This window comes from Nocardioides sp. YIM B13467, assembly GCF_042788075.1.
Classification (GTDB): domain Bacteria; phylum Actinomycetota; class Actinomycetes; order Propionibacteriales; family Nocardioidaceae; genus Nocardioides.
The window spans coordinates 4108460-4132899 of record NZ_JBHZPJ010000046.1 but is presented as its reverse complement, the minus strand read 5'-3'; the positions used below and the strand labels follow the sequence as shown (position 1 = coordinate 4132899).

General features: G+C 68.5%; 21 protein-coding genes. 18 read left to right on the top strand and 3 right to left on the bottom strand.

Annotated features, from left to right (window positions below):
* Positions 1 to 28 precede the first annotated feature (28 nt).
* From ftsW to ACFX43_RS26995, 13 genes are all read left to right on the top strand, one after another.
* Positions 29 to 1321 (top strand): putative lipid II flippase FtsW, encoded by a 1293-nt coding sequence (ftsW, locus tag ACFX43_RS27055; RefSeq protein WP_378838975.1) that lies wholly within the window; start codon positions 29 to 31, stop codon positions 1319 to 1321.
* Positions 1322 to 1334: 13 nt separating this feature from the next.
* Positions 1335 to 2411 carry an undecaprenyldiphospho-muramoylpentapeptide beta-N-acetylglucosaminyltransferase gene (gene murG, locus ACFX43_RS27050; protein ID WP_378838971.1) on the top strand — a complete coding sequence of 359 codons (1077 nt, stop codon included), beginning with the start codon at positions 1335 to 1337 and terminating at the stop codon, positions 2409 to 2411.
* The gene (murC, locus tag ACFX43_RS27045; protein ID WP_378838967.1) at positions 2408 to 3826 is read left to right on the top strand and encodes a UDP-N-acetylmuramate--L-alanine ligase; all 1419 of its coding nucleotides are present in this window, start codon (positions 2408 to 2410) and stop codon (positions 3824 to 3826) included. The genes murG and murC overlap by 4 nt, the downstream gene beginning before the upstream one ends.
* A 17-nt stretch (positions 3827 to 3843) precedes the next feature.
* On the top strand, positions 3844 to 4752 hold the full coding sequence (locus ACFX43_RS27040) for a cell division protein FtsQ/DivIB (RefSeq protein WP_378838962.1): 909 nt from the start codon (positions 3844 to 3846) through the stop codon (positions 4750 to 4752).
* A gap of 199 nt (positions 4753 to 4951) precedes the next feature.
* Positions 4952 to 6190 (top strand): cell division protein FtsZ, encoded by a 1239-nt coding sequence (gene ftsZ / locus ACFX43_RS27035; RefSeq protein WP_378838959.1) that lies wholly within the window; start codon positions 4952 to 4954, stop codon positions 6188 to 6190.
* A 40-nt stretch (positions 6191 to 6230) separates the two neighbouring features.
* Positions 6231 to 6941: a peptidoglycan editing factor PgeF gene (gene pgeF / locus ACFX43_RS27030; RefSeq protein ID WP_378838951.1), complete on the top strand. Its 711-nt coding sequence runs from the start codon at positions 6231 to 6233 to the stop codon at positions 6939 to 6941.
* Complete coding sequence (locus tag ACFX43_RS27025) at positions 6941 to 7645, top strand: YggS family pyridoxal phosphate-dependent enzyme (protein WP_378838944.1); 705 nt, start codon at positions 6941 to 6943, stop codon at positions 7643 to 7645. Before pgeF ends, ACFX43_RS27025 begins: the two co-directional genes overlap by 1 nt.
* Positions 7646 to 7681: 36 nt before the next feature.
* Positions 7682 to 8167, top strand: a complete 486-nt coding sequence (locus ACFX43_RS27020; RefSeq protein ID WP_141803932.1) for a cell division protein SepF — start codon at positions 7682 to 7684, stop codon at positions 8165 to 8167.
* A 152-nt stretch (positions 8168 to 8319) separates the two neighbouring features.
* On the top strand, positions 8320 to 9087 hold the full coding sequence (locus ACFX43_RS27015) for a DivIVA domain-containing protein (protein WP_229788310.1): 768 nt from the start codon (positions 8320 to 8322) through the stop codon (positions 9085 to 9087).
* 470 nt (positions 9088 to 9557) lie between these two features.
* A complete protein-coding gene (locus ACFX43_RS27010; RefSeq protein ID WP_160024321.1) occupies positions 9558 to 9986 on the top strand; it encodes a TraR/DksA family transcriptional regulator in 429 nt (142 codons plus the stop codon).
* Positions 9959 to 10555, top strand: coding sequence for a signal peptidase II (gene lspA, locus ACFX43_RS27005; protein WP_378838935.1), 597 nt, complete (start codon positions 9959 to 9961; stop codon positions 10553 to 10555). Before ACFX43_RS27010 ends, lspA begins: the two co-directional genes overlap by 28 nt.
* A 71-nt stretch (positions 10556 to 10626) precedes the next feature.
* Positions 10627 to 11493, top strand: a complete 867-nt coding sequence (locus ACFX43_RS27000; protein WP_378841173.1) for an RluA family pseudouridine synthase — start codon at positions 10627 to 10629, stop codon at positions 11491 to 11493.
* Positions 11471 to 11938, top strand: coding sequence for a GNAT family N-acetyltransferase (locus ACFX43_RS26995; protein WP_378838929.1), 468 nt, complete (start codon positions 11471 to 11473; stop codon positions 11936 to 11938). Before ACFX43_RS27000 ends, ACFX43_RS26995 begins: the two co-directional genes overlap by 23 nt.
* A 62-nt stretch (positions 11939 to 12000) precedes the next feature.
* Here ACFX43_RS26995 and mmuM read toward each other — a convergent pair whose 3' ends face one another.
* On the bottom strand, positions 12001 to 12885 hold the full coding sequence (mmuM, locus tag ACFX43_RS26990) for a homocysteine S-methyltransferase (protein WP_378838922.1): 885 nt from the start codon (positions 12883 to 12885) through the stop codon (positions 12001 to 12003).
* Positions 12886 to 13046: 161 nt separating this feature from the next.
* Here mmuM and dnaE point away from each other — a divergent pair, with 161 nt between their 5' ends.
* Complete coding sequence (gene dnaE / locus ACFX43_RS26985; RefSeq protein WP_378838917.1) at positions 13047 to 16631, top strand: DNA polymerase III subunit alpha; 3585 nt, start codon at positions 13047 to 13049, stop codon at positions 16629 to 16631.
* Entirely contained in the window at positions 16616 to 17245 is a 630-nt protein-coding gene (locus ACFX43_RS26980) for a hypothetical protein (protein ID WP_378838914.1), read from the top strand. Before dnaE ends, ACFX43_RS26980 begins: the two co-directional genes overlap by 16 nt.
* Before the next feature lie 480 nt (positions 17246 to 17725).
* Here ACFX43_RS26980 and ACFX43_RS26975 read toward each other — a convergent pair whose 3' ends face one another.
* Both ACFX43_RS26975 and ACFX43_RS26970 read right to left on the bottom strand, forming a co-directional pair.
* Positions 17726 to 18481 carry a hypothetical protein gene (locus tag ACFX43_RS26975; RefSeq protein ID WP_378838911.1) on the bottom strand — a complete coding sequence of 252 codons (756 nt, stop codon included), beginning with the start codon at positions 18479 to 18481 and terminating at the stop codon, positions 17726 to 17728.
* A 427-nt stretch (positions 18482 to 18908) separates the two neighbouring features.
* Positions 18909 to 20645, bottom strand: coding sequence for a peptidoglycan DD-metalloendopeptidase family protein (locus ACFX43_RS26970; RefSeq protein ID WP_378838906.1), 1737 nt, complete (start codon positions 20643 to 20645; stop codon positions 18909 to 18911).
* 783 nt (positions 20646 to 21428) lie between these two features.
* Here ACFX43_RS26970 and sucC point away from each other — a divergent pair.
* The 3 genes from sucC to ACFX43_RS26955 all read left to right on the top strand — a co-directional run bounded on the left by sucC (position 21429) and on the right by ACFX43_RS26955 (position 24426).
* Positions 21429 to 22592, top strand: a complete 1164-nt coding sequence (gene sucC, locus ACFX43_RS26965; RefSeq protein ID WP_091052902.1) for an ADP-forming succinate--CoA ligase subunit beta — start codon at positions 21429 to 21431, stop codon at positions 22590 to 22592.
* Between the two features lie 17 nt (positions 22593 to 22609).
* Complete coding sequence (gene sucD, locus ACFX43_RS26960) at positions 22610 to 23506, top strand: succinate--CoA ligase subunit alpha (protein ID WP_008364062.1); 897 nt, start codon at positions 22610 to 22612, stop codon at positions 23504 to 23506.
* Positions 23507 to 23748: 242 nt separating this feature from the next.
* Entirely contained in the window at positions 23749 to 24426 is a 678-nt protein-coding gene (locus tag ACFX43_RS26955; protein ID WP_378838893.1) for a LysM peptidoglycan-binding domain-containing protein, read from the top strand.
* Positions 24427 to 24440: the final 14 nt, after the last annotated feature.

Here is a 24440-nt window from a genome sequence, read left to right as displayed (position 1 = left end):
ACGTCGCACCGCAACTGGGAGGTAGGCCGTGACGACCACCAGCCCCGACCAGACCGGTTCCGGCTCGGCCGAGCAGGCCAAGGCGTACCCGAAGTCGGTTCTGGGCTACCTCAAGGCCTGGTTCCACGCGCTGAGGGTTGCGCTGAACCGGCCGCTGGCCGCCTACTACCTGCTGCTCACCAGCACCGCGCTGCTGCTGACCATCGGGCTGATCATGGTGCTGAGTGCCTCGAGCGTGTGGGCCTACACCCAGATGGGCAACTCCTACGCGATCGTCGGGCGGCAGGTGCTGTGGGTGATCATCGGCATCCCGTGTGCGTTCATCGCCTCCAGGATCAGACCGAAGCACCTGCGACGCCTGGCCTGGCCGGGCTACGTCATCGCCTGCGTGCTGCTCTTCCTGACCATCTTCCTGGGCCACGACGTCAACGGGCAGCAGAACTGGATCGGGGCCGGCCAGGTCAAGATCCAGCCGAGCGAGATCGCCAAGCTGGGGATCGTGCTGTGGGCGGCCCACGTCTACGCGCTCAAGGAGCGCCGGCTCGACAGCCTCCACGAGGTGCTGATGCCGGTCCTGCCCGGCATCGCGCTGGCCACCGGGCTCGTCCTCGCCGGTCGAGACCTCGGCACCGCCCTGGTCTTCTTCGCGATCGTGCTCGGGATGCTGTGGGTGGTCGGAGCGCCCGGGCGGCTGTTCGGGATGGCGATCTCGATCATCGGCGTCTCGGTGCTGTTCCTGATCAGCACCGACACCGAGCGGCTTGCCCGGCTGACCAGCTTCGCGGACCCGTTCAAGGACTACCACGGACAGGGCTGGCAGCCCTCCCACGGTCTCTACGCACTCAGCTCGGGCGGCATCCTGGGCCAGGGGATCGGGGCGTCACAGCAGAAGTGGGGCGACCTGCCCGAGGCCCACACCGACTACATCTTCGCGGTGCTGGGCGAGGAGCTCGGCCTGGTCGGCACCCTGCTCGTCGTCGGCCTCTTCCTGACCCTCGCATTCGCGCTGGTCAAGGTCGCGCGCCAGACCGACCGGCCGTTCGTACGCTACTTCAGCTTCGGCGTGCTGGTCTGGCTGCTGGGCCAGATGATCATCAACGTGGGCATGGTGCTCGCGCTGCTGCCGGTCATCGGCATCCCGCTGCCGCTGGTCTCCTACGGCGGCTCGGCGCTGATCCCGTCGATGGTGGCGCTGGGCGTCGTGATCGGCTTCGCCCGTCGTGAACCGGCGGCGGCCGCTGCGCTGAAGCAGCGTAAAGCCTTGGCAAAGGATCGGGCACGCCAGGCAGCCGCCTACCGGTCCGCTCAACGCAACCGATAAGTTCGGACGCATCATGAAGGCCCTCCTCGCCGGTGGTGGCACCGCCGGACACACATCCCCCCTGCTCGCCACGGCTGATGCCCTGCGCCGCCTGGACCCCAGCGTGGAGGTGACCTGCCTCGGCACGCCTCGCGGCCTGGAGAACCAGGTCGTTCCCGCCGCGGGCTACCCGCTCGAGCTGATCCCGCCGGTCCCGATGCCGCGCCAGCTCAGCAGCGACCTGCTGAAGGTGCCGGCCAACCTGAAGGGCGCGGTCGACGCGACCTACGAGGTGCTCGACCGGGTCCGGCCCGACGTGGTCGTCGGCTACGGCGGGTACGTCTCGGTGCCGGCCTACATCGCTGCGAAGCGGCGCCACATCCCGGTGATCGTCCATGAGGGCAACTCGATGCCCGGCTACGCCAACAAGGTCGGTGCTCGGCTAGCCGACCGGGTCGCGGTCAGCTTCCCGGACACCAAGCTGCCCAAGGCCGAATACATCGGGCTGCCGATCCGCCGGATGATCTCGACGATGGACCGCTGGGCGCTGCGCGCCGAGGCACGCAGCTTCTTCGGGCTCGACCAGCACCGCCCCACGATCGTGGTCACCGGTGGCTCGCAGGGCGCCCGGACGATCAACGAGTCGGTCTCCGGCGCCTACCCGGCCCTGGCCAGCAACGGGATCCAGGTGCTCCACGTGATCGGCCCGAAGAACGAGATGGTCTCGCCAGGCCCCGGCTACCACGTGCTCAACTACGTCGACCGGATGGACCTCGCGCTGGCCGCGGCAGACCTGATGATCTGCCGCTCCGGCGCCAACTCGGTGATCGAGGCGAGCGCCGTGGGAGTGCCGGCCGTCTACGTACCTCTCCCGATCGGCAACGGCGAGCAGGCCCTCAACGCCCGCGCCGTCGTCGACGCCGGCGGCGCCGTGCTCGTCTCCGACGCCGACATGAACGCCGCCTGGGTCACCAGCCACGTACCCCCGATCGTCACCGACCGCGCCCGCCTCGAGGCGATGTCGAAGGCCGCCAGCGACCTGGTGCCGCGCGACGCCGACGAACGGTTGGCGCGGATGATCTTCGAGGTCGTAGCAGGAGGTAAGTCATGAGGGTGCCCGTTCCTGAGCACATCCTTCCGGCCGAGCAGCTGGGCAGGGTCCACTTCATCGGCATCGGCGGGGCGGGTCTGTCCGCGATCGCCCGGGTCATGCTGGCCCGCGGGATCGAGGTCTCCGGCAGCGATGGCGCCGACTCGTCGATGGTCGCGGCGTTGCGCGAGGAGGGCGCGACCGTCTACGTCGGTCACGACGCGTCCCAGGTCGACGGCGTCGACACGCTGATCGTCTCCACCGCGATCCGCGAGGACAACCCCGAGTACGTCGCGGCCGTCGAGAAGGGCCTGCGGATCTACCCGCGCTCGGCCGGTCTGGCCTCGGTGATGGAGGGCCGCCGCGTCCTCGCCGTCGCCGGCACCCATGGCAAGACCACCACCACCTCGCTGCTGACCGTCTCCCTGCAGGCCGCGGGCGCCGCGCCGACCTACACCGTCGGTGGCGAGCTGGCCGCCTCGGGCACCAACGCCGCCGAGGGTTCGGGCGACCTGTTCGTCGCCGAGGCGGACGAGTCCGACGGCGCCTTCCTGGTCTACAAGCCCTACGCCGCGGTCGTCACCAACGTCGAGGCCGACCACCTCGACCAGTGGGGGACCGAGGAGGCCTACCGCGAGGGTTTCGCCCAGTTCGTGGGGCGGCTGGCTCCCGACGGGTTCCTGGTCGCGGTCATCGACGACCCCGGCGCGGCCGACCTGCGTCACGTCGCCCACTCGCTCGGCCGCCGCTTCATCGGCGTCGGTGAGTCGGAGCTGGCCGACGTACGCGCCGTCGACGTCGTCCTGGAGGGCACCACCTCCTCCTTCACCGTCGTCGACGGGCTCGACGAGCTGGGCCGGATCACGCTGCAGATCCCTGGGCGCCACTACGTCGCCGACGCGTTGGCCGCGTTGACGGTCGGCCTGCGTCTCGGTCACTCCTTCGACCTGCTCAAGGCGGGGCTGGAGTCGTTCACCGGCACCCGGCGGCGGATGGAGCGCAAGGGAGAGGCCGCAGGCGTACGCGTCTACGACTCCTACGCCCACCACCCCTCCGAGATCGCCGGCGACCTCGTCTCCGGCCGGTCCGTGGCAGGACAGGGGCGGCTCATCGTCGCGTTCCAGCCGCACATGGTCTCCCGCACCCGGATCTTCGGCGAGGAGATGGGCCGCGTGCTCGGCGCCGCCGACGAGGTCGTCGTCCTCGACGTCTACCTCGCCCGCGAGGACTACGACCCCGAGGTCACCGGCAAGCTCGTCGCCGACGCGGTGCCGCTGCCGCCCGACCGGGTCGTCAGCGTCGCCGGGCTCGAGGAGGCCGCCGCCGAGCTGGCCCGCCGCGCCCGTCCGGGTGACCTGGTTCTGACTCTCGGGGCAGGTACCGTGACGGAAGTGGGCCCGATGGTGCTCGCCAGGCTACGTACGGCAGAGCAGTAACGCTGGGGGAGGCGAGCATGGGGGAGAAGGGGTCGGACACCGAGATCGCCGAGGCCCTGGAGATCGCCCAGTCGGCGTCCGGGGAGCGCGAGATCGACCTCAACTCGGAGGAGGCCGAGGCCGGCGCCGAGTCGAGCACCGAACCGGAGCCGGAGGAGTCTCAGGACGAGCGTGCGCCGGTCGATCCGGCGACCCTGAAGAGCCGCAAGGCCTTCGCCCGCCGCCAGTGGCGCCGGCGCTGGCTGGCGTGGCGCTATCTGATCGTCGGCACCCTGGTCATCGCGCTCCTGCTCGGTGGGATCTGGGCGGTCTACTTCTCCACCTGGCTGCAGGTCAAGGGCACCTCCGTGCACGGCTCGATGAAGATGACCAGCGCGAAGCAGGTCGTCGAGTTCGCGGCCGTCCCGGTCGGCGAGCCGCTGGCCACCGCCGACCTCGAGGCCGTGCAGGTGCGCGTGCTCAACGGCCTGCCGATGGTGCGCTCGGTCAACGTCTCGCGCGAGTGGCCGGACAAGATCCGGGTCGACGTCACCGAACGTACGCCGGTGGCCGTCGTCTCCATCGGCGGCCGGCTCCGTGCTCTCGACGAGACCGGCACCGTCTTCTGGGACTACAAGAAGGCGCCGCGAGGTCTGCCGATGGTGAACACCGTGACCGGCACCAACTCCGACGCGCTCCGCGAGGCCGCCGCGGTGGCCTCGGCGCTCCCGGCCGACCTCGCCAAGACGGTCGACCACGTCGAGGTGACCACCGTCGACTCGATCTCCCTGGAGCTGCGCAACGACAAGCGGGTGGTGTGGGGGAGCAGCGCCCAGTCCGACACCAAGGCCGACGTGCTGGTCGCGTTGATGAAGGCCGAGCCCGACGTGGCCCGCTACGACGTCTCCGTGCCCGGCCAGCCGGTCACCAGCAAGAGCGTCGACTGATCCGGCGTAGGGATCTTCTCTACCGGACGGCAACGGATGGGCACAACTGATCCGCGTCCGCGTGTCGCGCCAGTTTGAGGACGTACGTCTGCCTACTGTTCTGAGAACGGCGAGGTTGACATAACTATAACCCTCAGGTTGAGGGTAAGGGTTGAGAACCCGCCGTAAGGACCAACCAGCGATCGAAGGGGCGACCACCGTGGGAGCTGCACAGAACTATCTGGCGATCATCAAGGTCGTCGGCATCGGTGGCGGCGGCGTCAATGCTGTCAACCGGATGATCGAGGTCGGCCTCAAGGGGGTCGAGTTCATCGCCATCAACACCGACGCCCAGGCGCTGCTGATGAGCGACGCCGACGTCAAGCTCGACATCGGTCGCGAGCTGACCCGCGGTCTCGGTGCCGGCGCCAACCCGAGCGTGGGAGAGAGCGCCGCCGAGGACCACGCCGACGAGATCGAAGAGGTCATCAAGGGCGCCGACATGGTCTTCGTGACCGCCGGCGAGGGTGGCGGCACCGGCACCGGTGGCGCGCCGGTCGTGGCCCGCATCGCCCGCTCCCTCGGCGCCCTGACCATCGGTGTGGTGACCCGCCCGTTCGCCTTCGAGGGCCGTCGTCGCGCCAACTCCGCCGAGGAGGGGATCAGCAAGCTCCGCGAGGAGGTCGACACCCTCATCGTCATCCCCAACGACCGGCTGCTGTCGATCTCGGACCGCAACGTCTCGGTGATGGACGCGTTCCGCCAGGCCGACCAGGTGCTGCTGCAGGGTGTTTCCGGCATCACCGACCTGATCACCACGCCCGGCCTGATCAACCTCGACTTCGCCGACGTCAAGTCGGTCATGTCCAACGCCGGCTCGGCGCTGATGGGCATCGGCTCCGCGCGCGGTGACAACCGCAGCGTCGAGGCCGCCGAGATGGCCGTCTCCTCGCCGCTGCTGGAGGCGTCGATCGACGGCGCCCACGGAGTCCTGCTCTCGATCGCGGGCGGCTCCGACCTCGGCCTCTTCGAGATCAACGAGGCCGCCGCGCTGGTCGCTGACGCGGTCCACCAGGAGGCCAACATCATCTTCGGCGCGACCATCGACGACGCGCTCGGCGACGAGGTCCGGGTCACGGTGATCGCAGCCGGCTTCGACGGTGGCATGCCCAAGCGCCGCGAGGGGCAGTCGGCGCTCGGCAGCGTGCAGGGCCGCTCCACCGGCTCCCAGTCCGCCAACAACGGCGAGACCGCCGCCGTGGCCACCGCGGTCGCGACCCGCCGCGCCGAGGAGGCCGAGGAGACCCCGGCCGCCGCGCCGGCCAAGCCCGCCAAGCCGGCCCCGGCCACGCCTCCGCCCGCGTCTCCGCCGGCCGAGCCCGCCCCGGTCGCCAAGAAGCCCGCTCCGAGTGTCCAGTACAGCGATGACGAGCTCGACGTTCCCGACTTCCTGAAGTGAACACAGTCTCAAGTAAGCACAGTTTGAAGTAGGTCCCTTCTTGTATTCCTTCCGAGCCTCAGCAGGCCTCGTCGACCTGGCGTTCACCGACAGGTACGGCGGGGTCAGTCTCGCTCCGTACGCCGAGCTCAACCTGGCGGTCAACGGCTCGGACTCGCCGGAGGCGAAGGCCGAGAACCATCGGCTGCTGCTGGCCGACTTCGCCGGCGGCGCGCCCTACGCCGACCTCTACCAGGTCCACGGCAACGCGGTCGTCGACGCGGAGTGCGGCACCCGCCCCGAGGCGGACGGAATCGTCACCACCGAGCGTGACCTGGTGCTGCTGGTCCGCACCGCCGACTGCGTACCCGTGCTGTTCGCGGACGAGGCGGCCGGGGTCATCGGCGCGGCGCACGCCGGACGCAAGGGGATGGCGGCCGGGGTCGTGCCCGAGACCATCGCCCGGATGCGCGCGCTCGGCGCGACGCGGATCAGCGCCTGGGTGGGGCCGCACGTGTGCGGCAAGTGCTACGAGGTGCCTGCCGAGATGCAGGAGGAGATCGTCGCGGTCGAGCCGGCCGCGCGCGCCACCACGAGCTGGGGCACCCCGAGCCTCGACGTCGGCGCTGGAGTGCTCGCCCAGCTGGCCCGCGAGGGCGTCGAGACGGTCGACGCCAGCCGCTGCACCCGCGAGTCCGACGACCTCTACTCCTACCGCCGCGACGGCGCCGGCATGTCGCTGGGCGCCCTGATCCGGCTGCGTGGTGCCTGATGGCGACCGATCGCGTCGATGAGATCGCCGCGGGGCTCGCCGAGACCCGCGAGCGGATCGCGGTGGCCGCCAAGGCCGCCGGTCGCCCCGCCGACGACGTCCACCTGGTCGTGGTCACCAAGTTCTTCCCCGCCTCCGACGTACGCATCCTGGCCGGCCTCGGCGTCACCGACGTCGGCGAGAACCGCCACCAGGAGGCGGCGGCCAAGGCGGCCGAGTGCGCCGACCTCGGTCTGCGCTGGCACTACATCGGCGGGCTCCAGTCCAACAAGGCGGCCGCCGTGGCCGGCTACGCCGACGTGGTCGAGTCCGTCGACCGGTCCTCGCTGCTGCCTCGGCTCAGCCGCGGCGCGGGGGAGCGAGGTCAGATCCTCGACGTGCTCCTGCAGGTGTCCCTCGACCCGCCCGGGCGCGAGGGTCGCGCAGGGGCGGATCCCGGTGACGTACACGACCTGGCTGCTGAGGTCGAGACGACCGACGGGCTCCGGCTGCGAGGCCTGATGGCGGTCGCGCCTCTCGGTGAGGAACCTGAGCAGGCTTTCGTCCGGCTCGCGCGGATCCGGGAGGACTTCCTGGTCGAGTATCCCGAGGCGACGGTGCTGTCGGCGGGGATGAGCGGCGACCTGGAACAGGCGATTGCCCATGGCGCGACACACGTACGTGTCGGGTCTGCGGTCCTCGGAGAGAGGCCAACTGTCAAGTAATGTCTCGGTCAGCAATACTTTGGGGAAGGTGGCTACATGAGCGGCGCGATGCGCAGGTTCGGTGAATACCTCGGCCTGCTCGAGGACACCGGGTACGACGACGATGTCTACGAGGGTGACGACGACGAGACCCGCTCCCACCAGGCCGTCAAGGCGCCGGTGCGGTCGAAGCAGTCACGCCCGGCTCCGGTGGCTGACCTTTCCGAGCGGCGACGAGCAACGGTGGTGCCTGCAGTGGCAGAGCTTTCCAAGATCATCACGCTGACCCCGACGTCCTACAACGAAGCGCGTCAGATCGGCGAGAACTACCGCGACGGAACGCCGGTGATCATGAACCTCACCGAGATGAACGATCCGGACGCAAAACGGCTCGTCGACTTTGCGGCCGGCCTGATCTTTGCTACCTATGGGAACATCGAGAGGGTCACCAACAAGGTGTTTCTTATCTCACCTGCGAACGTTTCGGTCACGGCTGAGGCAAAGCAGAGGATCGTTGAGGGCGGCTTCTTCAACCAGAGCTGAGGCCTTCGACACCTGCTCGTAGGTGCCTGGATGCGGTCCGCATCTGGCATGTCTACGGACAGGCGCTAGAGTTTCGACAGCATTACCTGATGCCGCCCCCCGGCGGTGCAGTCCGTACGTCTGAGTCAACCGAGTAATGAATGGGTGAGGTCATGCCGCTGACGCCAGAGGACGTGAGCAACAAGCGCTTTACTCCCGTCCGGCTCCGCGAGGGCTACGACATGGGCGAGGTGGACCAGTTCCTCGACGAGGTCGAGGCCGAACTGGCACGTCTCACCCGGGAGAACGACGACCTTCGCGGGAAGTTGGCATCTGCGCAGTCGGGTGGGGGTCCGTCCTTCCCGATGGCTCCCGAGCCGCCTGCTCCTGAGCCGATGCCGGCTCCTGAGCCGGTCTCGCACCAGATGCCGATGTATCAGGAGGCACCGCAGACCGGCGGCATCGAGACGATCCGGGTCGAGACCGTGCCGGAGGCGTCCAACGCCGCCGCGCGCCTGCTCGAGCTGGCCACGCGCAACCACGACGCGCTCATCGACACTGCCAAGAACGACGCCGACAAGATCGTCGGCGAGGCCCGGACCAAGGCCGAGCGCCTCGAGGCCGAGTCGAAGTCGAAGGCCGACCGCATGGAGGCCGACGCGCGCACCCGTGCGCAGATGCTCGACAGCGAGACCGCCGAGCGTCGCCAGCAGCTCTTCGGCGAGCTCGAGCGTGAGAAGGACAACCTGACCACCGAGGTCGACACCCTGCGCAACTTCGAGCGTGAGTACCGCTCCCGCCTGAAGAGCTACTTCACGCAGCAGCTCGACGCGCTCAACAACTCGGCTGAGTCACAGGCGCCCGTGATGGCCGCCGCTGTCAACGAGTCGGGCCCGGCGCCCAAGCGTCTGCGCTCCATCCTGGGGGAGGACGAGGGCTGAGGTCCTCGTAGTCAGGCTTCCATCGGCCGGTCCCGCATCGCGGGGCCGGCCGATGCGTACGTCCGCTGCGTTCCTGCCGTGGCCCGTCGGCTCCGGCAGGAACGCGTTGTAGCAGGTGAGGCGGGTCCTGTAAGAGGATTTCGGAGTTTTTCCACGCTGCGGACCAATATGCGTGCAGTTTCGGTGTGTTAGTTGAGCGGAGCCGAATCCCGGGCTACATTCCGGGCACGCACTCCGCACCGACTCGGCGGCGCGAAGTGACGGCAGGAGAAAGGGGACTCCATGTCTGTACCGATGAGGTGTCGCGCCAGCGCGGCAGTCGGGCGCGTCCAGGTGGCGACGCCCGAGCTTTCTGGGAATACCAGCTCCTACGTCACGGCTTCCACGTCGGTGGCCGCGGCGAGCGCCTAAGCCAAAACCGACCACCGTGCGGCCCGGGGGGCCGTGTCTCACACCAGAAAGCGAGTGCCGTGCCTAAGAAAGCAACCAAGACCGTCGTCTCTCCTGACCAGCTGAAGGTCAAGGACGGCGAGGACCCGTGGACGAAGGATGAGCTCAACGAGGTCATCGACGAGCTTCACGAGATGAGGGCTCACAGCCTCGAGGTGCTCACCGCTCTCGAAGCCGAGCTCTCCGGCCTGATGAAGGACTCCGGCGACGGCGCCGGCCAGGACCAGGCCGACATGGGCGCGACCAGTTTCGAGCGTGACCACGAGCTGACCGTGGTCAACAGCGAGAAGGACAAGCTGGCCCAGATCGAGCGTGTCCTGGGATACCTCGAGGACGGCTCGTACGGCATCTGTGAGTCGTGTGGGGAGCCGATCGGCAAGATGCGACTCATGGCGTTCCCGCGTGCCACACTGTGCATGACATGCAAGCAGCGCGAGGAGCGTCGCTGAGCGACGCACATACCGGTCCTGAGTCCGACGTGCGCCCTGTTCGGTGGGCCGAGTTCGCGACCGTCGCAGTGTTTCTGCTGGTCATCGACCAGATCACGAAGCTCTGGGCGGTCGCGACGCTCGTTCCCGGGCAGCCGCAGGAGCTGATCGGCTCGGTGCTCCAGCTCAACATCATCCGCAACCCGGGAGCGGCCTTCTCGACCGGGACCGGCTACACCTGGGTCTTCACGACGCTCTCCATCGCGGCCACGATCGGTGTGCTCTGGTTCGCGCGCCGGGTGCGCCACCGTGGCTGGGCCATCGCGCTCGGCATCCTGGTCGCCGGTATCAGCGGCAACCTGGTCGACCGGCTGATGCGTGAGCCGGGCTTCTACGTCGGGCACGTGGTCGACTTCCTGCAGCTGCCCAACTGGCCGATCTTCAACGTCGCCGACATGTGCATCAACGTCGCCGCGGTGCTGATCGTGGTCTTCTCGTTCAAGGGGATCGGGCTGGACGGGTCGGTCGACGGCGGTGCAGCGGACAAGTCCGACGACACCTCGGACAAGCCCGAGGGCGAGAAGAAGTGAACTTCGGTCACGCCGACCAGCGCACGCTGCATGTCCCGGACGGTCTGGAGGGGGAGCGGGTCGATGCCGCCATGGCGCGGCTGTTCGGCCTCTCCCGCACCCGCGCGGCGGAGCTGATCGCCGAAGGGCTGGTGACCGTTGACGGCTCGGTCGTGGCCAAGAGCGACCGGGTCAGCGCCGGGTCGATGCTCGACGCGACGATCCCGTCGCTGGCAGACCCTCTGGAGATCAAGCCCGAGATCGTCGAGGGCATCAAGATCATCTACGACGACGACGCCTTCGTGGTGATCGACAAGCCGGTAGGTGTGGCGGTCCACCCCTCGCCGGGCTGGCAGGGGAAGACCGTCGTCGGTCACCTCGTCGCGGCCGGTTTCCGGATCTCCACCTCGGGGGCCAAGGAGCGCGAGGGCATCGTCCAGCGCCTCGACGTCGGCACCTCGGGCGTGATGGTGATCGCCAAGTCCGAGCACGCCTACTCCGTCCTCAAGAACGCGTTCCGGCAGCGTACGGTCGACAAGACCTACCACGCGCTGGTCCAGGGCCATCCCGACCCGCTCGAGGGGACGATCGACGCACCGATCGGGCGCAACCCGAAGTACGACTACAAGTTCGCGGTCCGCGCGGACGGGCGTCAGTCGGTGACCCACTACGAGACGCTCGAGGCGCATCGGTTCGCCTCGCTGCTCAAGATCCACCTCGAGACCGGGCGCACCCACCAGATCCGCGTCCACATGTCGGCGCTGAAGCACCCGTGCGTCGGCGACCTCACCTACGGCGCCGACCCCGCTCTGGCGCGGCGCGTCGGGGTCGAGCGGCAGTGGCTGCACGCGGTGCAGCTCGGCTTCGAGCACCCGGAGACCGGTGAGTACGTCACCTTCGAGTCGACCTACCCCGACGACCTCCAGCACGCGCTCGATGTCATCCGCGACTCCGACTGAGGCGGTGCTCCGCCCGGCGGAGTCCGAGGACATCGCCGAGATCGTCCGCACCTACGTCGAGGCCCGTGCCGCCGCGCCGATGCCGGCGCCGATCTACCCGGAGTCGGACATCCGGGAGTGGCTCGCGGTCAAGGTCCTGGCACCCCAGAAGGGGTCGCAGGTCTGGGTCGCGGAGGTCGACGGCGTCGTCTCGGCCTTCGTCGCCTTCACCCCGACCTGGCTCGACGACCTCTTCGTCCACCCCCGCGCCCAGGGCACCGGCCTCGGCACCATGCTGCTCGACCTGGTGAAGTCGCTGACCCCCGAAGGCTTCGGCCTCTGGGTCTTCGAGATGAACACCCCGGCCCGAGCCTTCTACGCCCGCCACGGGCTGCGCGAGGTCGAACGCACCGACGGCTCGGCCAACCAGGAGAAGACTCCCGACGTACGGATGGCCTGGCCCTAGCCGAAGCGTCAGTCCGGTAGGCCGAGAAGTCACTTCTGGCGGCCGAGATGGCACGTCGATGCCTACTCGGCCGACGTACCTGACGCCTCGCCCTTCAGGTGGTCCATCTCGGCCGCGATGAGGGCGATCTCGGCGGGTCCGACGCGGCAGCAGCCGCCGACGTATTCGGCCCCGGACCGCGCCCAGGAGAGGGCCTCTCCGGGCCGGAAGTGAGGGGTGCCGGTCCAGGCGCCGTCGGCGTACGTCTCGCCGGTGTTGGGGTAGACGACGGCGGGCTCGCCGGTGGCGGTGGCCAGCTGGACGGCGGCGGGTACGTCGGCCGGGTCGCAGCAGTTGACACCGACGGCGACGACCGAGCGGATGCCCGCGGCCAACGCCAGCGCGTCGGCCAGGGGCTGGTCGGCGCGAGTGCGGGTGCCGGCGCAGGAGTAGGAGAACCACACCGGGAGACCGATGTCGTCGAGGAGGTCGACGAGCACCTCGGCCTCCTCCATGTCGGGGATGGTCTCGATCGCGATGAGGTCGGGGTCCTCGGTCTCGAGCAGCGCCAGCCGGGGTGCGTGGAAGTCACGCAGCACGGCCGCCGAGACGCCGTAGCGGCCGCGGTACTCGGACCCGTCAGCCAGGTAGGCGCCATAGGGTCCGACCGATGCGGCGACCAGGCGTCCGGGAGCCTCCTCGGCGACCTCGCGCGCGACGCGGACGCTGCGGCGCAGCAGCTCGGTGGCGTACGTCTGGGTCATCCCGGCCTCCACGAAGCCGGGCACGCTGGCCTGGTAGCTCGCGGTCGTGGCGACGTCGGCGCCGGCGGTGAAGTAGGCGCGGTGGACCGCGGCGATCTCCGCGGGTGACTCGTCCAGCAGCCGGGCCGTCCACAGGGCCCCGGAGACATCGTGACCGCGTGCTTCCAGCGCGTTGGACAGGCCGCCGTCGAGGATCGTCACCATGACTCAAGACTGTACGGCCAGCCGCCCGAGAAACGCCTTGGGGCGTCGACGAAACTGTCGGTGCCGCCAGATAGTCTGTAGTCCTTCCCCCAGGTCGTCCGTTTGAGCACGGGCTCCTGCGCCCGCTCCATCCGTTCGACCTCGAGGAGGGCTCCACGCCAATGGCGGCCGGCTCCAAGGACTCATTCGTCCACCTGCACGTTCACACCGAATACTCGATGCTGGACGGAGCCTCGCTCCTCGACGGGCTGTTCTCGCGCACCGCCGAGCTGGAGATGCCGGCGATCGCGATGACCGACCACGGCAACATGCACGGCGCCTACGACTTCTGGTCGAAGGCCCGCAAGCACGACGTGAAGCCGATCATCGGCATCGAGGCCTACATCACGCCGAACACCCCGCGCGGTGAGCGCAAGCGGGTGCGGTGGGGGAAGGGCGACCAGGCGCAGGAGGGCGGCGACGACGTCTCGGGTGGTGGTGCCTACACCCACATGACGATGTGGGCCGAGTCCACCGAGGGGATGCACAACCTCTTCCGGCTCTCGAGCCGCTCCAGCCTGGAGGGCTACTACTTCAAGCCGCGGATGGACAAGGAGATCCTCGCCGAGCACTCCAAGGGGATCATCGTCTCCACCGGCTGCCCCTCGGGCGCGATCCAGACCCGGCTGCGGCTGGGTCAGTGGGACGAGGCGCTCAAGGAGGCCGGCGAGCTGCAGGACATCTTCGGGAAGGACAACGTCTTCCTCGAGCTGATGGACCACGGCATCTCCATCGAGAAGCGGGTCCGCGACGACCTGCTCAAGCTCGGCAAGGCGATGAACATCCGCCCGGTCGCGACCAACGACTCCCACTACAACAACCCCGAGGACGCCGCCGCCCACGAGGCGCTGCTGTGCGTCCAGTCGGGCAGCCGGATGACCGAGCCGCCCTACTCCAAGGGCGGCAAGCGGTTCGCGTTCGAGGGCAGCGGCTACTACATCAAGACCGCCGCAGAGATGCGCGAGCTGTGGGGCCGGCAGGACCTGATCGAGGCCTGCGACAACACCCTGCTGATCGCCGAGCGCTGCGATGTGCAGTTCACCGAGTCGACCGGTGGCTACATGGCGCTCGCCGACATCCCCGAGGGCGAGACCGAGGAGTCGTGGCTGCGCAAGGAGACCTGGCGCGGCATCGAGCTGCGCTACCCGGGCGAGAAGACGACCCAGGAGGTCCGCGACCGCGTCGAGTTCGAGATCGACGTCATCCTGCAGAAGGGCTACCCGGGCTACTTCCTGGTGGTCGCCGACTTCATCCAGTGGTCCAAGGACAACGGCATCCGGATCGGACCGGGCCGTGGTTCCGGTGCTGGCTCGATCGTGGCGTACGCGCTGCGGATCACCGATCTCGACCCGCTCGAGCACGGACTCTTCTTCGAGCGGTTCCTCAACCCCGAGCGTCCCTCGATGCCCGACTTCGACATCGACTTCGACGACCACCGCCGCGGCGAGACGATCAAGTACGTCACGGAGAAGTACGGCGCGGAGAAGGTCGCCCAGATCGCCACCTTCGGCCGGATCAAGGCCAAGCAGGCGATCAAGGACGCGGCCCGCATCCTCGACCACGGCTTCGCGATCGGCGACCGGATCACCAAGGCGCTGCCGCCTGACGTGATGGGCAAGGGGGTTCCGCTCAAGGAGCTGTTCAACCCCGACCACAAGCGCTACGGCGAGGGCGGCGACTTCCGGGCCCTGCACGACACCGATCCCGACGTCCGCAAGATCTACGAGACCGCTCTCGGTCTCGAGGGCCAGATCCGGCAGACCGGCATCCACGCCGCGGGCGTGATCATGGCCTCCGAGCCGATCATCGACATCGTCCCGCTGATGGAGCCCAAGCAGGACGGCCAGGTCGTCACGCAGTTCGAGTATCCGACCTGTGAGGCGCTCGGCCTGGTCAAGATGGACTTCCTGGGCCTCTCCAACCTCCACACCCTCGAGGACGCGCTCGGCAACATCCGCGCCAACCGCGGCATCGACCTGGTGCTCGAGGAGGTCCCGTTCGACGACAAGCCGACCTACGAGCTGATGCAGCGCGGCGACACGCTCGGCGTCTTCCAGCTCGATGGTGGTGGCATGCGCGCGCTGCTGCGCTCGATGCTGCCCGACCGGTTCGCCGACATCACCGCGGTCTCCGCGCTCTACCGGCCGGGCCCGATGGGCGCCGACTCCCACAACAAGTACGCCCACCGCAAGAACGGCCGCGAGCCGATCGTGCCGATCCACCCCGAGCTCGAGAAGCCGCTCGAGGAGGTGCTGGGGGAGACGTACGGCCTGATCGTCTATCAGGAGCAGGTGATGTCGATCGCCCAGGTCCTGGCGGGGTTCTCGCTCGGACAGGCCGACAACCTGCGCCGCGCGATGGGCAAGAAGAAGAAGGCCGAGCTCGACAAGCAGTACGCCGGCTTCCAGGCAGGCATGCTCGAGCGCGGCTACTCCCAGAAGGCGATCGACACGATCTGGGAGATCCTGCTGCCGTTCTCCGACTACGCCTTCAACAAGTCGCACTCGGCGGCCTACGGAGTGGTCACCTACTGGACCGCCTACCTCAAGGCCAACTACCCGACCGAATACATGGCCGCGCTCTTGACCTCGGTGAAGAACGACAAGGACAAGATGGCGATCTACCTCAACGAGTGTCGCCGGATGAAGATCGCGGTGCTGCCGCCCGACGTCAACGAGTCCGCCCACGACTTCACCGCGGTCGGCAGCGACATCCGCTTCGGCCTGACCGCCGTCCGCAACGTCGGCGCCCAGGTGGTCGACGGGATCGTCGAGGCCCGCACCTCCAAGGGCCGGTTCGAGGACTTCAACGACTATCTCTCCAAGGTGCCCGAGCGGGCCTGCAACAAGCGCGTGATCGAGTCGCTGATCAAGGCCGGTGCCTTCGACGACATGAAGCACCGTCGCCGCGCGCTGGTGGCGATCCACGAGACCGCCGTGGACCAGTACATCGACATCAAGCGCAACGAGGCGATCGGCCAGGACTCGCTCTTCGGCGGCCTCGACGAGGACGGCGGCGACGGCTTCGGCGTCTCGGTGGCCATCCCCGACATGGACGAGTGGGACAAGATGACCCTGCTCGGCCATGAGCGGGAGATGCTGGGTCTCTACGTCTCCGACCACCCGCTGATGGGCCTGGAGCACGTCCTCGCCAACGGCACCGACTGCACCATCGGTCAGCTGATGACCGACGAGACGCGCCCCCACAACACCACCGTCACGGTCTCCGGCCTGGTCACCAACGTCAACCGGCGCATCACCAAGAAGGGCGACGCCTGGGCCACGGTGACCCTGGAGGACCTCGAGGGCTCGGTCGAAGTGCTGCTCTTCCCGTCCTCGTATCAGCTGGCTGCGCCGCATCTGGTCGAAGACTCGATCATCCGGGTCAAGGGCCAGCTCTCCCGCGACAAGGACCAGCCCGAGCTGCGCGGCCAGGAGGTCACCGTCCCGGACCTGACCGGTGGCCCGGGTGCGGCCGGCGGACCGGTGGTGATCTCGCTGCCGTCGACGCGGTGCACGCCGCAGGTGATCGCGTCGCTGCGTGACGTACTGACCACCTATCCCGGAGTAGCCGAGGTCAGGCTACGGTTGATGACACGGGACGCGACCCGGGTCATGAAGCTCGATGACCGGCTGCGGGTGGCACCGACTCCCGAGCTGTTCGCCGACCTCAAACAACTCCTCGGACCAGGATGCCTGACAATCTGATCGTGCCGCCGCCGCCCAGTCTCTACGCGACCGGCCACCGCCCCGCCCGCCCCGACCTGTCCCGTCCGGTGCTGGTCCAGGTGGCCATCATCGTGGCCGCCTTCATCGTCGGCGGCCTCGCGGCCGGTCTCGCGGCGGCGACGTTGTGGACGCCGCCGACCGGGATGGTGCTCGAGGACAAGTGGTACCGCGGGCTCATCTCGATCGACCCGCCCGCCATCGGGCAGAACATCGATCAGGGCGTCTTCGCCGCGACCGGCTGGTTCTCGGTCTGCGCGATCGTGCTCGGCCTGCTGGTCGGCATCGCGGCCGCGGTCTGGCTCAACCGCTCCGAGCTGGTCACCCTGGGCGCGCTGATAGTCGGCGGTGCGATCGGTGGCGGCCTGATGCTGGTGATCACCTCGCTGCTCTCGCCCGAGGACCCCAACGGTCTCGCCAAGGGTGCCGCCGACGGCACCGTGCTAGAGGACAGCTTCCAGCTGGCCTCGCCGTGGCTGGTCCTGCTCGTCCCGGGCTCGGCGATGCTGGCGCTGATGGTCATCTTCTTGATGTGGGCGCCGCACCCTCCCGCGGATCACGAGCTCGACGGGCAGCGGCCCGCGACCGAAAGGTAAATTCGGCGGACAGTCGCCGTCGGACGGCATAGATTCAACAGGTTGGACGGTTGGCACAATGCTGACCGACAGAACCTGAGAGTCACTGATGTCAGAGAACACGCCCGGTCAGAACCCGTCTGGACCGGAGGCGGCAGAGATCCTCGATCTCGGCGGGGATCCTGCCGCGAAGAGCAGGAAGCCGCTGATCATCGGCGCGGCAGCCGTCGTCGGCGTCGCTGTGTTAGCGACCGCCGGCACCCTCACCGCTGTCGCACTGAGCAACGCCGGTGGCTCCCCGGCAGAGGCGTTCCCCGCCTCGACCGTCGCTTACGCCGAGATCGACCTGACCGAGGCCAAGAACGCCCTGCCGACGCTGCGCAAGCTGCCTTCGGTCGACAAGGAGCTCGGCCTGGAGAAGGGCGAGGACCCGCGCGAGGCGCTGTTCACCAACGCATGTGACGACCTCGACTTCGCGAAGGACGTCGAGCCGTGGATCGGCTACAAGGCCGCGGTCGGCGCAGTCCCGACGGACACGGAGCCGGTGCTCGCGTTCGCACTCCAGGTCACCGACGAGTCCGATGCCGAGGCCGGCCTTCCCAAGCTCGCTGAGTGCGGCGGCTCGGAGTCGGCCTGGTCGGTCGGCGACGGCTGGGCGCTCATCGCGGAGACCGACGACGACCTTGCCGCGATCGAGAAGGCGGCGGCGACCGGCACCCTGGCCGAGGACGCTGGCTTCGAGAAGTGGACCGGTGACGTCGGCGGCACCGGGGTCATCACGGCGTACGCCGCGAAGGAGCTGCCCGACGCCATCGCCGAGGCGGCTGAGAACGGCGCGTTCGACGAGGCCGAGGGTGACCTCGCCGAGAACCCGATGGGTGGGATGGCGCCGTTGCCCGATCCGGCTGCCCTGGCCGACACGATTCGGTCGGCGATGAAGGACTTCGGTGGCGCGGCCTTCACCGTACGTGCCGAGGAGAACGCCTTCGAGCTCGAGGCCGCCTCGTCGATGGGCGAGCAGGCCGAGTCGATGGAGGCCGGCACCATCGCCGGCACCCTGCCGAAGGACACCACCGCGGTGATCGCGGCCAACCCGGCCGACGGCTGGCTCACGACCGGCCTGGCCGGGAGCGGCGCGGAGGACCAGTTCACGCAGATGCTCGGGATGGCTCCCGGTGACCTCGAGAAGCTCCTCGGTGACAGCTTCGCGATCGCGGCCGGCGAGATCGACCTGAGCGCTCCCGACTCCCTGGACATCGGGATCAAGATCGATGGTGCCGACTCGGCCGATGTGGAGAAGTTCGTCGGCGACCTCACTGCCGGCTTCGGTGCCGAGGGCATCGTCAGCGTCGACAGCGAGGGCGACGTGACGTCCGTCGGAATGGGGGACTACAGCAAAGAGCTGCTGGCCGACGGTGGTCTGGCAGGGACCGACAAGTTCAAGAACGCGGTCCCCAACGCCGAGGACTCCTCCGGGGTGGTCTACGTCGACTTCGACGGTCTCGACGACCTGGTGACGGCCGAGGCTCCCGAGGTCGCCGACGACATCGAGGCGCTCGGCCAGCTCGGCTTCAGCGCCTACCTGGACGGCGACACCTCGCGAGCCCTGGNCCCACACGCCGAGTCGGCTCGTCATAACGAGCCGACTCGGCGGGATTTTCGGTCAGGATGCGCCGACTCGGCGTCAGCTCGGGTCTACGCCGTGCTCGTTGAGAGCGGCGTCGGGGTCGACGGCGTCACCACCACCGGGGCGGACCTCCACGTGGAGGTGGTTGCCGGTGGAGTTGCCGGTCGAGCCGACGTAGCCGATGACCTCACCGGGGGAGACTGTCTGGCCGACGGAGACGCCGTAGTCGCTCTGGTGGCAGTACCAGATCTCGGTGCCGTCCTCGAGGGTGATGATCGTCCGGTTTCCGTACGCTCCGCCCCAGGCGGTCTCGGTGACCGTGCCGCGGGCGATCGCGTGGATCGGCGTGCCGTAGGGGGCCGCGAAGTCGAGACCCGTGTGGGTGCTCGACCAGTTGGAGCCCGAGGAGCCGAAGGTGCCGGTGATGCGGTAGACGCCCGCCGGGATCGGCAGCTCCCACATGTTGGACTTGAGGAACTTGTCCTGCTTGTCGGCCTGGACGTCGACGCCCTGGAGTGCCTTCTCGCGGTCGCTCGCCGCGGTGTCGGCCTCGGAGCGCTCGTCGTTGCGGGTGACGGTCGCGGAGCGGTCACCGACGACGACCATGTCGCTGTCGCCACCGAGCGCGGTGGCGCCGACGAGGCGTACGTCATCGGCGGCGACCATCGTCGGACCACCGGTCAGCGCGATGCCGCCGATGGCGGCGGCGAGAGCCGCGGCGCCGGCGGTCAGCGGGACCGTCGGGCGGCCACCGGCCGCCGCAGCGGCGGCGCGGCGGGTGCGGGGACGGGTGGGGCCGCCGATGCCGACCATCGTGCCGGTGGTCTCCACCGCCGGAAGGTCGTGCAGCTCGGGCCGGTAGGTCGCGATCTCGCTGATGCTCGGCAGGTCGATGCTGCCGGTGTCGGCGCGGAAGTAGGTCTCGGCCTGCTGCGGGTCGCTGTTGTAGCCGTCGGCGTAGTCGTCCTGGTAGTACGCCTCGTGCGGCTGCGGCGCCTCGTAGTAGGGCGCGTCCACGGTGTAGGTCTCGGCCGGGAGGTCGATCGCCATCGAGTCGAAGTCGATCTGCTGCGGCAGCGATACGGGCGGGGCTGGGAACGAGGTCGTGTCGATCTTGAACGACGTCGGCGGCGCGTCGAACGCCTCCTGGAACCCGCGGGGCTCCTGGATCTCCGGCTCGTAGGCCGGAGCAGCCGGGGCCACCGGCGGAGCCGGGATCTGGCGGGCCTCGCGCACGGCGCGAATCTTCCCGGTCAGCGGCGCGAACGTGTTGGCCATCCGCAGCGGCTTCGGGGTGTGCGTCGGCTCGGGCGCCTGGAAGGTCGGCTCAGGAGCGACGGGAGCGACCGGCTCGGGAAGCACCGGCGCGGGAACTGCCGGAGCTGCCGGAACTGCCGGTACGCCGCGCGGCGGCGTCTTGGTCGAGACCGACCTGCTCGACGTCGCCTTGGTCGGCGCGGGCTTGGTCGGCTGGGTCAGGAACATGGTGAGCTCGGAGGTCGTCATGCCTCCGACGCCGAGGTCTTCGAGCACCTCGGGGGTCACCTTGTCCGGGTCGATGCCCATCGAGGAGAGCAGGTCGGCCAGGACCGGGTCGATCTGGGCCGCCCGGCGCTGCACGGGCACGATCGGGGTTGCCGCGGGAGGCGGCGGCGTCGGGAACGACGCCGGGAAGGACGGGCCGTCGCCCTCGACGAGAGCACGCAGCTCACCCGTCGAGATGCGGCCGTCGTGGGCGTCGTCGATGCGCGGGGACCCGACGACCGGCAGCTTGCCGGTCTGCTCGAGGACCACGCGGTTGGGCCGGGCCTTGGCGACCGGCTCTTCAGGAATCTCAGGGGCGGGGGATGGCTTCGCGGTCCCAACGGCAGGGGACGGCGCGGCGCGCCGCTTCCCGACGTAGGAGGTCGATCCGGTCGCTCGCGGGGCAGGCCTGGAGGCAGGGCTGTCGGTCGCCGGCGCTGCGCGCCGCTTCCCAACGTAGCTGCTGCTGCTCGTGGTTGCTCCGGGGGAAGGGGTGACCGAACGCGGACTGTCACTTGTGACGTCGGCTCGGTGGTTGCCCATCAGTTCATATCTCCGCTGTTCGGGGTCAGACGGCGAGCCATGACTGTAACGGACCGGAGGGCGCGGTCAAGAAATGTGGCACGCCCGTTTCGCTGATTTCACCTTCAGTGATGGCCGAATCAGTCGCTGATCTGCGTATTTCCGCCAGATTCGGAACTCGATTGCGGCATATTCATGTCACCCGAAACGCGTGTCTTCGGTCCATTTGAGCCTCGATACGGTGTCAAAACCTGCCGATCCCCGGACCTCGGGCCGCGTCGTACGGGGTCAGACGGGGGTCACTACGTGGGGCTACGGACTGTTACCCAAGGTTGCCGACTTGTTGGTATATGTCCGGTGTGTCCGGCCCCACGCCCCGCTAGTGGCGTACGTCACGTCGTGTGCCCTGGGCTCGTAAGTCCGGCTCGGCGGGGTCTATGGTGCTGGACGGACACATCTGAAGACGAGGGCGTCGACCGCTGATCCATGCGGTGCGGCCCCCGTACCGCAACACACAGACCAGGTGGATCAGTGGATCTCATGGAGTACCAGGCGAAGAAGCTCTTCGCCAAGCACGGCGTCGCCGTGACCGAAGGTGTCGTCGTCGAGACGGCTGAGGAAGCCAGGAAGGCCGCCGAGGAGATCGGCTTCTGCGTCGTCAAGGCGCAGGTCAAGGCCGGTGGCCGAGGCAAGGCCGGCGGCGTGAAGCTGGCCAAGACCGCGGACGAGGCGTTCGAGCACGCCTCGAACATCCTCGGTATGGAGATCAAGGGCCTGCGTGTCAACCGGGTGCTGATCACGCCGGCGACCCCGCCGGTGGAGGAGTACTACTTCTCCTTCCTGCTGGACCGGTCGAACCGGCAGTACCTCTGCATCGCGTCCGTCGAGGGTGGTGTGGAGATCGAGGAGGTCGCCAAGACCAACCCCGACGCCGTCAAGCAGATCGGCATCGACCCCGGCAAGGGCGTCGACGAGGCCAAGGCGCGCGAGATCGCGACCGAGTGCGGCTTCCCGGAGCCCGTCTTCGAGCAGGCCGTCGCGATGATCCAGAGCCTCTACACGGTGTTCACCGAGGAGGACGCGACGCTCGTCGAGGTCAACCCGCTGGCTCGCCTGGAGGGCGACAAGCTGGAGGCTCTCGACGGCAAGGTGTCGCTGGACGACAACGCCTCCGAGATCCGCCACGAGGACCACGAGCAGTTCGTCATCCGTGACGAGGAGGACCCGCTCGAGGCCAAGGCCAAGGACAAGGGCCTCAACTACGTCAAGCTCGACGGCCAGGTCGGCATCATCGGCAACGGCGCGGGTCTGGTCATGTCGACCCTCGACGTCGTCGCGTACGCCGGTGAGGCTCACGGCGGCGTCAAGCCCGCCAACTTCCTCGACATCGGTGGCGGCGCCAACGCGCAGGTCATGGCCGACGGTCTCGACGTCATCCTGAACGACGAGCAGGTCAAGTCCGTGTTCGTGAACGTCTTCGGTGGCATCACCGCGTGTGACGAGGTCGCCAAGGGCATCGTCGGCGCGCTGGACATCCTCGGCAACGAGGCCACCAAGCCGCTCGTCGTGCGTCTGGACGGCAACAACGTGGACCTGGGTCGCCAGATCCTCAGTGAGGCCAACCACCCGCTGGTCACCATCGTCGACACCATGGACGGCGGCGCCGACAAGGCCGCCGAGCTGGCCAACGCCTGAGGTCAGGAGAGAGAAACATGAGCATCTACCTCAACAAGGACAGCAAGGTCATCGTCCAGGGCATCACCGGCGGCATGGGTGCGAAGCACACCGCCCTGATGCTCGACTCGGGCGCCCAGATCGTCGGTGGCGTCAACGCCCGTAAGGCCGGCACCACGGTCACCCACAAGGACGCCCAGGGCGCCGACGTGGAGCTCCCGGTGTTCGGCACGGTCGCGGAGGCGATGAAGGAGACCGGCGCCAACGTGTCGGTGCTCTTCGTGCCGCCGGCGTTCACCAAGGACGCCGCGATCGAGGCCATCGACGCCGAGATGCCGCTCATCGTGGTCATCACCGAGGGCGTCCCGGTCCAGGACACCGCCGAGGTGTGGTCCTACCTGCAGGGCAAGGCCACCCGGATGATCGGCCCGAACTGCCCCGGCATCATCACGCCGGGTGAGTCGCTGGCCGGCATCACCCCGCACACCATCACCGGCAAGGGCCCGGTCGGTCTCGTCTCCAAGTCGGGCACGCTGACCTACCAGATGATGTACGAGCTGAAGGACTTCGGCTTCTCCACCGCCATCGGCATCGGCGGTGACCCGATCATCGGCACCACCCACATCGACGCCCTCGAGGCGTTCGAGAAGGACGACGAGACCAAGCTCATCGTCATGATCGGTGAGATCGGTGGCGACGCCGAGGAGCGGGCCGCGGCCTACATCAAGGAGAACATCTCCAAGCCTGTCGTCGGCTACGTCGCCGGCTTCACCGCGCCCGAGGGTAAGACCATGGGTCACGCGGGTGCGATCGTGTCCGGCTCCGCCGGCACCGCGCAGGCGAAGAAGGAGGCCCTCGAGGCCGCCGGCGTCAAGGTCGGCAAGACTCCGTCGGAGACCGCTGCTCTCGCTCGCGAGATCCTGCAGTCCCTCTGACGTACGTCAGTTCCTGACCGCCCCGCGACCGTCACGGTCGCGGGGCGGTCGTCATCTCTGGCGGAATTGCTCCGAATGCGCACGCTTGAGCGCCCGCACGGATTAATGTGCTGACCATGGCCAAGCGAATGGCACGTTTGCTCTCGGGTGTGGCCGGTATCGGGGTTTCAGCTTCGATCGCGTCGTTGGGCGCGGGTCTGCCGCCGGTGGAGGCGGCACCGACCCAGGGTGTGGATCGGAGCGTGGCTCAGGCGGAGCCCGACCGGAAGACCCACACCGTCCAGCCGGGGGAGACTCTCTCCGGGATCGCCGGGAAGTACGGCGTCAAGGTCAGCGACCTCGCGGCCTGGAACCAGATCGCCGACCCCGCCAAGATCCGAGCGGGGGCCGAGCTCGTGGTGAGCCCGCCCGCAAAGCCGGCCGGGAAGACGTACACCGTGGCGCCCGGTGACACCTTCTCCGGAATCGCCAAGAAGTTCGGCGTCGATGTCGGCGAGCTGATGGCCTACAACGGCTACGAAGATCCCACCAAGCTGCTGGCCGGGAGCGAGATCAAGATCCCGACGGCAAAGCCGAAGCTGAAGAAGTACAAGGTCGTCGCCGGTGACACGTTCTTCAGCATCGGTAAGAAGTTCGGTGTCACGGCGGATGCGCTGATGGCGCACAACGGCTACGAGGACGCCACCAAGCTGCTCGCCGGCACGACGATCGAGATCCCGGCGAAGACCGACAAGCCCAAGCCCAAGCCGAAACCCCAGCCCGGCTCCGGAGAGACCGTCTACACGACCGTCGCCGGGGACACCTACGCAAGCGTCGCCAAGAGGTTCCGCATCACCGAGGAGGAGCTGCGGATCTTCAACGGCTCCAGGCTGCCCGACAAGCTGCCTCCGGGCTACAAGCTCTACATCCCACTGAACTGATCGCTGGCTCTCGA